The organism is Methylobacillus arboreus, from assembly GCF_020532725.1.
GTDB classification, from domain to species: Bacteria; Pseudomonadota; Gammaproteobacteria; order Burkholderiales; family Methylophilaceae; genus Methylobacillus; species Methylobacillus arboreus.
In genome coordinates this window covers 498,950-512,205 of record NZ_JAJAVC010000011.1, presented here as the reverse complement: position 1 = coordinate 512,205, position 13,256 = coordinate 498,950, and the positions used below count along the sequence as shown (strand labels likewise).

The window sequence follows — 13,256 nt, the reverse complement described above, 5'->3', positions numbered from 1 at the left end:
TTAACCGGATAGCTGGCAGCAAAAGCCGGTTATCCGCAAACTTCGCTTTTTGTCTTTCTAGCGGAAGAACATTACATGAGCATCAAATCCGACAAGTGGATACGCCGCATGGCCGAGCAGCATGGCATGATTGAGCCATTCGAGCCCAGCCTGATCCGTGAGGTGAACGGCCAGAAGATCGTTTCCTACGGCACATCGAGTTATGGCTACGATATCCGTTGCGCCAATGAATTCAAGGTGTTCACCAATATCAATAGCACTATCGTCGATCCCAAGAACTTCGATCCCAATTCCTTTGTCGAATTCAATAACGATTTCTGCATCATTCCACCAAACTCATTTGCCCTGGCGCGCACCGTGGAATATTTCCGTATCCCGCGCAGCGTATTGACTATCTGCCTGGGCAAATCCACCTATGCCCGCTGCGGCATCATCGTCAATGTCACCCCGTTTGAACCTGAATGGGAAGGCTATGTCACACTGGAATTCAGCAACACAACGCCGTTGCCTGCCAAGATTTATGCAGGTGAAGGCTGCGCCCAGGTGCTGTTCCTGGAGTCTGACGAGGAATGCGAGACATCCTATAAAGACCGTGGCGGCAAATACCAGGGCCAGGTTGGCGTTACCCTGCCAAAGATCTGATCCAGACCCCAAATACTCAATTGCGTCTTTGTCATATCAAGCGCAGTTGAGTATGTTATATTCCGCTTTTTTCAATCCCAAGGCAGCCTTCAGGAGGCCTCATGAAATTCCGCTTTCCCGTCGTCATCATTGACGAAGACTTCCGCTCAGAAAACTCTTCCGGCCTGGGCATCCGCGTGTTGGCCAAAGCCATTGAAAATGAAGGTTTTGAAGTGCTTGGCGTCACCAGCTATGGGGACCTCACCTCGTTTGCGCAACAGCAGAGCCGGGCATCGGCCTTCATATTGTCGATAGACGATGAGGAATTCATCGAGGAGTCGCCGGAAGCACTGGAGAACCTGCGTAATTTCGTGGATGAAATCCGCTTCCGCAATGAGGAAATCCCCATCTTCCTGCATGGTGAAACCCGTACATCGCGTCACATCCCCAACGAGATATTGCGCGAGCTCAACGGCTTCATCCATATGTTCGAGGATACGCCGGAATTCGTGGCCCGCTACATTGTGCGTGAGGCCCGTACCTACCTGGACAGCCTGCCACCGCCCTTCTTCCGCGCCCTGACCCACTATGCCGCAGACGGCTCCTATTCCTGGCATTGCCCGGGACACTCCGGCGGTGTAGCTTTCCTGAAATCGCCCGTGGGTCAGATGTTCCACCAGTTCTTTGGCGAGAACATGCTGCGCGCCGACGTCTGCAATGCAGTAGATGAGCTGGGACAACTGCTCGACCACACCGGCCCTGTAGCAGCCTCTGAACGCAACGCCGCACGCATCTTCAATTGTGACCATCTGTACTTTGTCACCAATGGCACCTCGACCTCGAACAAGATCGTCTGGAATTCCACCGTAGCCCCGGGCGATGTCGTGATCGTCGACCGCAACTGCCACAAGTCGGTGCTGCACTCCATCATCATGACCGGCGCCATCCCGATTTTCCTGATGCCGACGCGCAATCACTTCGGCATCATCGGGCCAATTCCCAAGGAAGAATTCTCCTGGGAGAACATCCAGAAAAAACTGGAAGCCAACCCGTTTATCGGTGACAAGAGCGTCAAGCCCCGCGTACTGACCATCACGCAATCGACTTATGACGGCGTGTTGTACAACGTCGAAGAGATCAAGGAAATGCTGGACGGCAAGATCGACACCCTGCATTTCGACGAAGCATGGCTGCCGCATGCCACCTTCCATGATTTCTATGGCGACTACCATGCCATCGGCGCAGATCGCCCGCGCTGCAAGGAATCCATGATATTTTCAACCCAGTCCACGCACAAGCTGTTGGCTGGCTTGAGCCAGGCTTCGCAAATCCTGGTGCAGGATGCACTGGATATCCAGCTCGACCGCGACCTCTTCAACGAGGCTTATCTCATGCACACGTCCACCAGTCCGCAATACTCGATCATTGCGAGCTGCGACGTCGCTGCTGCCATGATGGAAGCTCCCGGCGGCACAGCCCTGGTGGAAGAATCCATCATGGAAGCCCTGGACTTCCGCCGTGCCATGCGCAAGGTGGACGAGGAATGGGGAGCAGACTGGTGGTTTAAGGTCTGGGGGCCGACTGACCTTTCCGAAGAAGGCATAGAAGAACGCGCAGCCTGGATGCTGAAGGCCGGCGACCGCTGGCATGGGTTTGGCAACCTGGCCGAAGGCTTCAACATGCTGGATCCGATCAAGGCCACCATCATCACGCCAGGCCTGGATGTTGATGGCGCATTCTCTGATGAAATCGGCATTCCCGCCGCCATCGTCACCAAATATCTGGCCGAGCACGGCGTGATTGTAGAGAAAACCGGCCTTTACTCGTTCTTCATCATGTTCACCATCGGCATTACCAAAGGCCGCTGGAACACCATGGTCACGGCACTACAGCAATTCAAGGATGATTACGACAAGAACCAGCCATTGTGGAAGGTATTGCCCGAGTTTGTTGCCAAGCATCCGCGCTATGAGCGCATCGGCCTGCAAGAACTTTGCAAGCATATCCACGCAATCTATGCAGCCAATGATGTGGCACGCCTGACGACAGAAATGTATCTATCCAACATGGTGCCGGCCATGAAACCTACCGATGCATTTGCCAAGGTGGCGCACCGCAAGATAGACCGGGTGCTGATTGATGAGCTGGAAGGCAGGATCACTGCCGTATTGCTGACACCATACCCACCAGGCATTCCCCTGCTGATTCCTGGCGAGCGCTTCAATCAGGTCATCATCAACTACCTGAAATTTGCTCGGGAGTTCAACGAACGCTTCCCAGGCTTTGAGACTGATGTGCATGGCCTGGTAAAAGAAGTGGTAGATGGCAAGGCGCATTACTATGTAGATTGCGTCGCCAATTGATTGATTGACACTAGGCTTCCGGCCTGCAAGGGCCGGAAACCGACTCTCATGCGATTTAGCCTTCAAAAGCAGAAAGGCCAGAGCGCCGCAGACAATTGCTGACGTAGGGCAATGCAACGTTGTTATACGTTCAAATTACATGCTTGCAGGCGAAACCCCGTATCAGCCGCGCTTGCGTTCGTAAGTAATGTAGCTGAAACCCAGCCCTTTGACGCTGACATGGGATTCCCTGCTGACCTCTTGCCATTGAGAAAAATCAATATCCGGAAAGAAGGCATCGCCGGCAAACTCGGCATCAATCTCGGTAAAGTAAAGACGGTTTGCCAGCGCAAGGCCTTCGCGATAAAGCTCGGCCCCGCCAATCAGGAAAGCCTCGCCATCATCCTGTACCAAGGCAGCCGCCTCTTGCAGGCTGTGGACCACCAGGGCGCCGGGCACAGCGTAATCACGGTTCCGCGTCACAATCACCGTGGTGCGGTCCGGCAATAAACGGCTCAGCGACTCATACGTCTTTCGACCCATGATGATATGGTGACCCGTGGTCAGGGCGCGAAAACGCTTGAGATCTTCCGGCAAGTGCCACGGCAAAGTATTGTTGAGGCCAATGACGCGGTTGTGCGCCACGGCAACGATAAGGGAAAGGTTAGTCATAGCGTTATTATACTGGGAGTTTCGGTATCCTAGTTTTGTAGGACAAACACTGTCTGCCCCACAGCAAGGAGATGGTTTAAGATTAAAGTCGGTTTTCCCATAGTTCAATTAAAAGAAATGGAAGACAAGTTTTGCAGATTGCCTACCCAAAATCCTTTCTCAAGCTACTGCTGATTGGCTTTGCCCTTGCGATGTTGCCGCTGCTGTTTGCGTTTGGCAATGCGGCGCTCTATCTCGACCGCCTTGCCACCCAAAGCCGCGATGCGGTCACCCAGGCGGTGCAGGCAACGCGCGCGAGCCGCGCGCTGGTGGAGCAAATCACCTTCATGGAGCGTAGCGCCCGGCAGTATTTCGTGCTGGAAGACGAATTGCTGCTCGACAACTATGAGCGCGCGCATGAGAAATTCACAGACTCATTGCAGGATCTGGACTTGCTGCCCATGACCAGCAAGCAGAAGCGGGCCTTGTTAGCCCTATCCAGCCAGGAACAATCCCTGTTCCAGAGCATCATGCAGCATCCTCAGCAAGCCACTCCGTCCGAGGAAATCGTCGGCCGCTTTGCCGACCTCACCACCCAGGCCCAGGATATCCTGGATGAAAACAACCGTCAGATAGACCGCGAATCCGCCATCCTGGCCGAAACCGCCGAACGCACCCAGCAGATCATGCTCTGGCAGACCCTAACCTTGATTCCGGTGGCATTGCTGGTTGCCCTCATGATCACCTTCCTCGTGGCACAGCCGATACGGCGCATGGATGCTGCCATCCGCCGTCTGGGTGAAGGCGACTATACCGAACCCATCAGCATAGACGGCCCTGGGGACCTGCGCAGCCTGGGTGAACGCCTGGACTGGCTGCGTGCGCAACTGAACGAGCTGGATCAGCAAAAGCAGCGCTTCCTGCGCAATGTGTCGCACGAACTGAAAACACCGCTCACCGCCATCCGCGAAGGCAGCGAACTATTGAGCGACGAGGTTGGCGGCACCCTCACGCCACAACAGCGGGAAATCGCCGGCATCCTGCGCGAAAGCAGCCTGCGACTGCAGAAAATGATAGAAAACCTGTTGAGCTACACTGCCGTGCAGTTCCATGCGCCCCAGCTCAAGCTGGAACCGGTGGCCCTGACCAAGCTTGCCGAGGAAATCCTCGCTGACTATTCACTCACCATTTCCACCAAGCATATTGAAATCCAGCGCGACTTCTTCCCTACCGAAATCATGGCAGATCGGGAGAAAATCCACTCCGTGGTCGACAACCTGGTGTCCAACGCCATCAAATATACATCGCAATCCAGCAGCATACGCATCAGCATCACCCATCAGGCAGGCAATGCCATCATCGAGGTCCACGACGGCGGCCCGGGCGTGATGTCAGCCGACAAGGCCAAGCTGTTCGACCCGTTCTACCGAGGCGATGGCGTCTACGAAAGCCTGGTCAGCGGCAGTGGCCTTGGGCTTTCCATTGCCAAGGAATATGTGGATGCCCACGGCGGTGAAATCATTCTGTTACCTTCGGAACGCGGAGCACATTTCCGCGTATCCCTACCCTTGAAAGCCGCAAACCAATGAATCCAACACTCTTTATCCCCCCCATGCTGGTAGGATTGCTGTTGAGCGCCTGCGCGCACCAGCCCAAACCCACAGTTTCAGCTCCTGCCGCGAGCACTGAGCAGGTACAAAACCCTCCCCCTCACATTGCCGCGCACAAGGAAAATACCTCAGAACACACACCTGGCTTGCTAGAGTTCATTAGCAACTTTTCTGAATTGCCGCTGGATGCACAAAAAAAAGAACTGGCGCAAACCCTGCAAAAAATCAGCATCCACCACGACGAGTTACACCAGAAAACCAAGGCTGCGATCATCTATGCCGTCCCTGGCAGCAAGCTGCGCGATCCGCTCAAGGCACAACCCTTGCTTGAAGAGTTGGCGCGCGAAAAACGGTTGAGCAAGGAAGAAAACGCCATTGTTGCCATCCTTAGGGAGCACGCGGCTGAAACAGGCAAGCTCAACCAGCGTATACGCGAGGAGCAACGGCGTTCCGAGGAAAGCCAGCAAAAAACCAATTCGTTGCAGCAGAAGCTGGATGAACTGAAAAAAATTGAGAGGACCATGATGCAGAAATCGCTGAAGGATCCCAACAGGAGCAGTAGTAAATGACTGAATTAACAAAGAAAATTCTCACGGTTGACGATGACCCCGACATTCTCAAGCTGATGGGCATGCGGCTCCAGGCTGCCGGCTATCAAGTTGTGACAGCAACCAATGCCGAAGAAGCACTGTCGCAAATTGCCATCAGCAGACCCAGCCTTGTCATTACAGATTTGCGCATGCCGGGCATGGATGGCCTGGCCTTGTTCGACGTCATACACAAATCCGACCCGGCCTTGCCCGTGATAATGGTGACAGCGCATGGCTCCATCCCGGAAGCTGTGGATGCCACGCAGCGCGGCGTATTTGGCTTTCTCACCAAGCCATTTGACAGCAAGTCATTGTTGCAGCAAGTTGAGGCCGCATTACGCATCGGCACCGGGTCGCTGCATAACAGCGCCGAGCACGAGGATAATGATTGGCGGAAATCCATCATTACTCGCAGCCCGCAGATGGAAAATTTGCTGGGTCAAGCCAAGCTCATGGCGATCTCCGATGCCAGTGTATTCATCCAAGGCGAAAGCGGCACCGGCAAGGAATTGCTCGCCCGCGCGATCCACCAGGCCAGCCCCCGCCGCGACAAGCCGTTTATTGCCATCAACTGTGGTGCGATTCCAGAAGCCTTATTGGAATCGGAATTGTTTGGTCACAGCAAGGGGGCCTTCACAGGTGCGCTCCGTGACCATAAAGGCCTCTTCCAAACGGCTGATGGCGGTACCTTGCTCCTGGATGAGATTGGCGACATGCCATTACCCTTGCAGGTAAAACTTTTGCGCGCCCTGCAGGAACGAGCCATTCGCCCGGTCGGTTCCAATGCCAGCATCAATATTGATGTACGCGTGATTTCCGCCACTCATCGCAATCTCGCGGAAGAGATGAAAGCGGGCCGTTTCCGTGAGGATCTCTACTATCGCATCAATGTAGTCGGGCTTGAGATTCCCGCCCTCGCAGCCCGGCGTGAAGATATCTCGCTGCTGGCCAATAACTTCCTCAATGAGATTGCCAGCAAATATCGCAAAAAGCTCAACGGCTTTGCCCCCGAGGCTATGGAGCTTCTGATTGCAGCACCATGGCCCGGCAATGTTCGTCAATTGCAAAATATTGTCGAGCAAACGGTAGTGCTCTGTACTACGCCACTGATTCCGGCAACCTTGGTACAAAAAGCGCTACAAGAGGACATTGGCGGCATTGTGCCATTTGAGGTCGCACGCAAGAACTTTGAGCGCGACTACCTGGTTAAGCTGTTAAAGGCAACCAACGGCGGTGTCACACAAGCGGCACGGCTTGCCCAGCGCAACCGCACCGAGTTCTATAAATTATTACAGCGCCATCAACTCACCCCAGCGTTGTTCAAGAACGACAACGCCGCAAATTGACGTCTCCGGCAGGAGACGGGATTATTCTTTTATTTTCATATAGTTAACAAAAACATACCGAATCTGTCTCAGTTTTGAGACAGATTCTCCAGAAAGAAGTCCCTGCAAAAATAAAATAATTAATTGATTTATAAGTGATTTTATAAGTTGGCACACTCTTCGCTATATATCCAGTAAATATTTCGGCTGCAAATACAAAGCAAGATTAAATAGTCGGAGAGTTAGAAAACATGGCATCCAACATTAAGAAAACGCATCCTATGGTTCTGGTCGCTGCAACGGCCTTGACTGTATTCAGCCTGGTGGGTAGCGCCGCCATTACCGGCCTGATCCCTGTGAGCCATACATATCGCCCGGACTTGGCACAAGAATTGATCACTGATCCCAACGCAGCCATGGTGATCAGCAACACGCTCAACCAGGAAATGGACAACCACGTCAGCGACGCTAGGCAAATCAGCATTTCATGTAATGAATGCGGCACCATTGTTTCAATTCGCCCTCTAGAAGAGAGGATGTCGGCTGTGCATAAAGTTGACCAGCAAGCCACTGCCGCAACTTACATTATCAAGGTCAAGATGGGCAATGGCAGCTTTCATACCATTACCCAAGACAGCACACCGCACCACTCAGTAGGCGATATGGTCAAGCTTAGAAGTGGTCGGCTAGTTAACGCATAGAAAGTATCTCCAAGCTCCTCATAGCAGGCCTTTATCCTCCCCGAGAAGGTCTGCTTTTTTTATTCAAAAATAAAGCCCTGCGTTTGCAGGGCTTTATTTTTTAGGGTCGTACAAAAACTCAGGCGGTTGTATTGATGTTCTGCCCCAAATGCGCGGGCAAATTGGCTGCTGCAGGTGCTGAGGGCAAGGCTTCAATCAGTGCTAGGGCATTAGAAGAGCTAATGTCCAACGCTTTTTTCAGAACTGTCATATCCACTTTCTGCTGCAAACTACTGGCAGAAAGCTCTGTCGCAACACTGGCAATTGCATTTATATCCATCATGGCTCCAATCATCAAGTCTTCTTCCATTAACGGCAATGCAGCAATCAAATTAAGCCATAGCTGTGATTTTCATGGAGGGCCGTTGCATGCAATGGATGAATCCAATGGCTCTTAGGATGAAAACATGAAGTCTTTATTAAAATAGCAGGCAAAAAAAACGCCCCCGAAGGAGCGTGTCGACTGTCCGTCCAGTCAAAAATCGATATTATTCCTTACCTATCTGGTAGAACTCTTGGTGAGCTTCCACAATCTTGCCGCTAGTGGCATCAACTTCCACCTTGATTTCCTTGCCATCCTTGGTCTTGATGTCAAACTCGTAGGAAGCCGAGCCATCCTGTTCAATTTCGTATTCTACTTCAATAATTTCGCCAGGGTATGCGGCCAGGGCTGTCTTGCGCGCATCTGCTTCATTTACCTTCAGCTTGGCCTTGAATAATGGATGATCTGCGGAATCAACTTCTTGCTCCACTTCCACTATCTTGCCGGTGTTAGCATCGCATTCTACATCCCAAGCAGTGCCATCGCTAGACTCTATATCAAATTCGTAGACCGGAGTCTTATCTTCCAGCTTGTATTCGACTTTGACCACACTACCCGGCTTGACCTTGAGCGCCGCCTGCAAACAGGTTTCCAGGCTTACTTTTCCCTTGGGAAAAGCGTGATTATCAGCAAAAGCCAGGCTACTGGACATTGCCAAAACCAATGCACTGATACCAAATACTGTTTTTCCCATTCTTAATCTCCATCTAATAGTTATTAATGCGACAAGTATAAATGAATAATTAAAAATCGGGAAAAAATCCCGATATAATTTAGGATAAAGTCACAACCTAACCCTTTCCAACCCTGCCAGTCATTGCCACCTCTGTCATTTGATGTGCGTCAATCGGATGGCTGAACAAATAACCCTGGATAATGTCACTGCCCTGCTCTAGCAGAAACTGCAACTGCGCGTTGGTTTCCACACCCTCCGCCACCACTTCCAGCTTGAGGCTGTGCGCCATTTGGATGGTGGCAGTCGTGATAGCGACATCATCGGCATCCTGTGGAATATCGCGGATAAAGCTGCGATCAATCTTGAGCCGGCTCACCGGGAAGCGCTTAAGATAAGCCATTGATGAATATCCCGTGCCAAAATCATCAATCGCCAAGTGCATGCCCATCGCCTTCAGATCAACCAGGCGGGTAGTAGTGGCTTCCGCATCTTCCATCAACACGGTTTCGGTGATTTCCAACTCAAGCAAGCTCGTATCCATCCCGGTTTGCTCAATGATCCGGGTAACGGTCTGCACCAGACATTCCTGGCGGAACTGGCGGCCGGAGAGATTAACGCTCATGCGTAACGCCAACCCCATCTCCTTCCATTCCATTGCTTGCTTGCAAGCCTCACGCAATACCCATTCGCCGATATGCACAATCAAGCCGGTTTCTTCTGCCACTGGGATAAAATTGCTTGGATTGAGCATGCCGCGTTGGGGATGATTCCAGCGAATCAGCGCCTCCACCCCAACCAGCTTGCGCTCAGGCAAACTGATCTGTGGTTGATAGTAAAGCTCAAACTGCTTGTGCTCCAACGCAACGCGCATTTCACTTTCAAGTATCAGCCGTGTCGAGCTCTTGTGATGCATTTCAGCGGAAAACATCTGGAAATTATTCTTGCCACGGCTCTTGGCATAATACATGGCCGCATCCGCATCCCGCAGCAGATGGGCGGCATCTTCACCATCGTAAGGATAAATGCTCGCGCCTATGCTCACACCGACATAGAAACTGCGGTCATTCAACATAATAGGCTGGGCTAGTGATCGGATAAAACGGTTTGCCATAGCTTCTACGTTCTCAACATCAACAGCTTGGTTCAGGACCATGGCAAACTCGTCCCCGCCTACCCGGTAGATCGTATCGTGCTTGCCCGCAACAGATACAAGACGCTGTGCGACAAGGTACAATAATTTATCGCCGACATCATGACCAAGCGTATCGTTGATGACCTTGAAATCATCAAGATCAAATACCAGTAATGCCAAGGTTCCCCGGCGTTGATGCGCTTCATCCAATAACATCTGGAAGTGCTGATTGAAAGCATGGCGATTGGGAAGGTCTGTGACCGTATCGTAATTGGCCAGAAACCCGGCACGCTCCTCGGCATTGAGCACCGCTCGCTGGAGACGGTTCAACAACAATGCCGCAGCAAACAAGGTCACCAGCATCACCGTCACTGTCGTGCCGATATACCAAAGCAACTGGCGATACAAGCGCTTCATATTGGACCGTATGTACAGGACACCGACCTGCATGCCGCCATACATCACCGGTTGCCATATCTCGCTCTTATGCAAATCAGTCTTGCGCTGCGCCTGTGTCACAACCGGCACTTCAAAGGATTGTGGCAAGCTGCCACGACGCACATACTCAGCAAAACGGCTATGCTGCATGTTGTATAGGGCAGCTGCATCTATTTCCGGCGCCTCTGCCAGACTCGCCAGCACTTCAAACGCGCCTTCCCGCTCACCCACGACCAACGCCTGTGCAATATTACCGGCCATGATGCGCATCTGGATCTGCATGGTAGTGGCCATATTACTTCTAAGCAGCGCGTACTCCATGCTGATCAGGAAAACTGTCGCAATCAGCAGTGCCAGACCGACTGCAACCATATGTGCCATACGCAGCCTAGGTGGCACTGATTTATAAGTGGCAGGAGTCGCCATCACACACTACACGTCCATGAATAAAATGCGCAGGCAGATTGTCGCGGAAAAGAAACGGACAACAATCAACGCCCGCATCGAAACAGCATGAAGGAAAGAAAACCATGGATTGAAACAACGAATTTACACTGCGACAGGCGCCTTGATTGCTGGATGGGACTGATAGTTTTCCAGCGTGAAATCCTCGAAACGGAAGGCGAAAATATCATTCACCTCAGGATTGATCCTCATAACAGGTGACGGATAGGGTTCACGCGACAATTGCTCGTTCACCTGTTCAAGGTGATTGAGGTAGATATGGGCATCGCCCAGCGTATGTACAAACTCCCCGAGCTTGAGCCCGCACACCTGTGCCACCATCATGGTCAGCAAGGCATAGGATGCGATATTGAAAGGAACACCAAGGAAAATATCGGCACTGCGCTGATATAGCTGGCAGGATAACTTGCCATCCGCGACATAGAACTGGAAAAACGCGTGGCAGGGCGGCAGCTTCATCTTGTCCACATCCGCAACATTCCATGCCGATACGATCAGGCGGCGGGAATCAGGATTGCGCTTGATCGAGGCGATCACATCGCTGATCTGGTCGACATGGCCGCCATCAGGCTTGGGCCAGTTGCGCCACTGGTAGCCGTAGACCGGCCCCAGGTTACCTTCGGCATCCGCCCACTCATCCCAGATCGTCACGCCGTTTTCCTTGAGATAGGCAATGTTGGTACTGCCCTGGAGGAACCACAGCAACTCGTGGATGATGGACTTCAGATGCACCTTCTTGGTGGTCAGCAGCGGAAATCCCTGCGCCAGGTCAAAGCGCATCTGGTAGCCGAACACGGACAATGTGCCGGTGCCGGTGCGGTCTTCCTTCTTGTGGCCGTGCTCCAGTACGTGGCGCATCAAGTCGTGATAGACCTTCATAGGTTCTCCCGGGTATCAGATATGGTCAACAATGAACTGCTTGATGGCATCCGCGCTGGAGTGCACCACGTCGAAATGCTGCGGCAACGCTTCCAGGCCTTCCAGGCTGGGCGGACGCTCCGGCTTCTGTCCCAGCGCCTCCACAATCGCATCCTCGAACTTGGCCGGCAATGCGGTCTCAAGCACCAGCATCGGGATCCCGGCCTCACGCTTCTCCAGCGCCACCTTCAAACCATCGGCAGTATGGGTGTCTATCGTGACGCCATAGCGCTCATGCGTGGCCTTGATGGTCTGCATGCGGTTCGCATGGTTGCTGCTGCCGGAGACAAAACCGTAATCCGCCACCTTGTCAAACCAGCCATCCGCCTTGAGATCGAAACTGCCGCCAGCGTCCACCTTGTTCCATAGTTCGCGCACCTTTGCTGCATCACGCCCGACGAGGTCGAACACAAAGCGCTCGAAATTGGAGGCCTTGGAAATATCCATGGAGGGGCTGGAGGTATGGTAGGTATTCGCCGAGCCGCGTGGGCGGTAAACGCCGGTCTTGAAAAATTCGTCCAGCACGTCGTTTTCGTTGGTTGCCACCACCAATTTAGCGATTGGCAAGCCCATCATGCGCGCAATGTGCCCGGCACAGACATTGCCGAAGTTGCCGGAAGGCACGGAAAAGCTTACTTTCTGCGCATTGTCTGTAGTGACGGCGAAATAACCCTTGAAGTAATACACCACCTGCGCCGCAACACGGGCCCAGTTGATAGAATTCACTGCTCCAATCTTGTACTTGGCCTTGAATGCATGGTCGTTGGACACGGCCTTGACGATATCCTGGCAATCGTCAAACACGCCCTTGACCGCGATATTGAAGATATTGTCGTCCTGCAGGCTGAACATCTGCGCGGTCTGGAAGCGGCTCATCTTCTTATGTGGCGACAGCATGAAGACTTTGACGCCCTTTTTGCCGCGCATAGCATATTCAGCAGCTGAGCCAGTATCGCCAGAGGTTGCACCCAGGATATTGGTGATCTCGCCCTTCTGCGCCAGCACATATTCAAACAGATTGCCCAGCAACTGCATGGCGATGTCCTTGAACGCGAGGGTCGGGCCATTGGACAGAGACAACAGGTAAAGGCCTTCTTCCAGTTTCAAAGTCGGCGTAATATCTTCAGCGTTCTGGCCCGGACGGGCATAGGCATAGACATCGGCCCGGTAGGTCTTGTCCACAATCGCGCGCAGGTCAGCGGGAGGAATATCGTCGACCAGGCGTGAAAGGATAGTATAGGCAAGATCGCGGTAATGCATGCCGCGCATCGCCGCCAAATCTTCATCAGTAAAATGCGGATATTGCTCAGGCAGGTACAAACCGCCATCGGGGGCCAGGCCGCCAAGGAGAATGTCACTGAACGAAAGTGCAGGCGCCTGCCCGCGAGTGGAAATATATTTCATTGCACAACCTGATGCAGGCAAA

12 protein-coding genes are annotated in these 13,256 nt (G+C 52.8%); 6 read left to right on the top strand and 6 right to left on the bottom strand.

Features of this window, described 5'->3' with window-relative positions; all coding sequences use genetic code 11:
• The first annotated feature begins 75 nt into the window (after positions 1 to 75).
• Entirely contained in the window at positions 76 to 642 is a 567-nt protein-coding gene (dcd, locus tag LG198_RS13395; protein WP_230343682.1) for a dCTP deaminase, read from the top strand.
• A 101-nt stretch (positions 643 to 743) separates the two neighbouring features.
• Entirely contained in the window at positions 744 to 2,984 is a 2,241-nt protein-coding gene (locus LG198_RS13390; protein WP_230343681.1) for an arginine/lysine/ornithine decarboxylase, read from the top strand.
• A gap of 162 nt (positions 2,985 to 3,146) precedes the next feature.
• Here the strand turns inward: LG198_RS13390 and LG198_RS13385 are convergent, their stop codons facing one another.
• On the bottom strand, positions 3,147 to 3,635 hold the full coding sequence (locus LG198_RS13385; protein ID WP_230343680.1) for a dihydrofolate reductase: 489 nt from the start codon (positions 3,633 to 3,635) through the stop codon (positions 3,147 to 3,149).
• A gap of 131 nt (positions 3,636 to 3,766) precedes the next feature.
• Between LG198_RS13385 and LG198_RS13380 the strand changes: the two genes are divergently transcribed.
• The 4 genes from LG198_RS13380 to LG198_RS13365 all read left to right on the top strand — a co-directional run bounded on the left by LG198_RS13380 (position 3,767) and on the right by LG198_RS13365 (position 7,840).
• Positions 3,767 to 5,203 (top strand): HAMP domain-containing sensor histidine kinase, encoded by a 1,437-nt coding sequence (locus LG198_RS13380; RefSeq protein ID WP_230343679.1) that lies wholly within the window; start codon positions 3,767 to 3,769, stop codon positions 5,201 to 5,203.
• The gene (locus LG198_RS13375) at positions 5,200 to 5,793 is read left to right on the top strand and encodes a hypothetical protein (protein WP_230343678.1); all 594 of its coding nucleotides are present in this window, start codon (positions 5,200 to 5,202) and stop codon (positions 5,791 to 5,793) included. Before LG198_RS13380 ends, LG198_RS13375 begins: the two co-directional genes overlap by 4 nt.
• The gene (locus LG198_RS13370; RefSeq protein ID WP_230343677.1) at positions 5,790 to 7,160 is read left to right on the top strand and encodes a sigma 54-interacting transcriptional regulator; all 1,371 of its coding nucleotides are present in this window, start codon (positions 5,790 to 5,792) and stop codon (positions 7,158 to 7,160) included. Before LG198_RS13375 ends, LG198_RS13370 begins: the two co-directional genes overlap by 4 nt.
• Positions 7,161 to 7,390: 230 nt before the next feature.
• The gene (locus LG198_RS13365; RefSeq protein ID WP_230343676.1) at positions 7,391 to 7,840 is read left to right on the top strand and encodes a hypothetical protein; all 450 of its coding nucleotides are present in this window, start codon (positions 7,391 to 7,393) and stop codon (positions 7,838 to 7,840) included.
• Positions 7,841 to 7,958: 118 nt separating this feature from the next.
• On the opposite strand, the gene LG198_RS13360 is transcribed toward LG198_RS13365, so the two are convergent.
• The 5 genes from LG198_RS13360 to thrC form a co-directional block, all read right to left on the bottom strand.
• Entirely contained in the window at positions 7,959 to 8,189 is a 231-nt protein-coding gene (locus LG198_RS13360) for a YjfB family protein (RefSeq protein ID WP_230343675.1), read from the bottom strand.
• A gap of 178 nt (positions 8,190 to 8,367) precedes the next feature.
• Positions 8,368 to 8,895 carry a PepSY domain-containing protein gene (locus LG198_RS13355; RefSeq protein ID WP_230343674.1) on the bottom strand — a complete coding sequence of 176 codons (528 nt, stop codon included), beginning with the start codon at positions 8,893 to 8,895 and terminating at the stop codon, positions 8,368 to 8,370.
• A gap of 97 nt (positions 8,896 to 8,992) precedes the next feature.
• Positions 8,993 to 10,828 (bottom strand): putative bifunctional diguanylate cyclase/phosphodiesterase, encoded by a 1,836-nt coding sequence (locus LG198_RS13350; protein ID WP_230343673.1) that lies wholly within the window; start codon positions 10,826 to 10,828, stop codon positions 8,993 to 8,995.
• Between the two features lie 168 nt (positions 10,829 to 10,996).
• Positions 10,997 to 11,791 (bottom strand): thymidylate synthase, encoded by a 795-nt coding sequence (locus LG198_RS13345; RefSeq protein ID WP_230343672.1) that lies wholly within the window; start codon positions 11,789 to 11,791, stop codon positions 10,997 to 10,999.
• 15 nt (positions 11,792 to 11,806) lie between these two features.
• Positions 11,807 to 13,234, bottom strand: coding sequence for a threonine synthase (gene thrC / locus LG198_RS13340; RefSeq protein WP_230343671.1), 1,428 nt, complete (start codon positions 13,232 to 13,234; stop codon positions 11,807 to 11,809).
• Between the last annotated feature and the right edge of the window lie 22 nt (positions 13,235 to 13,256).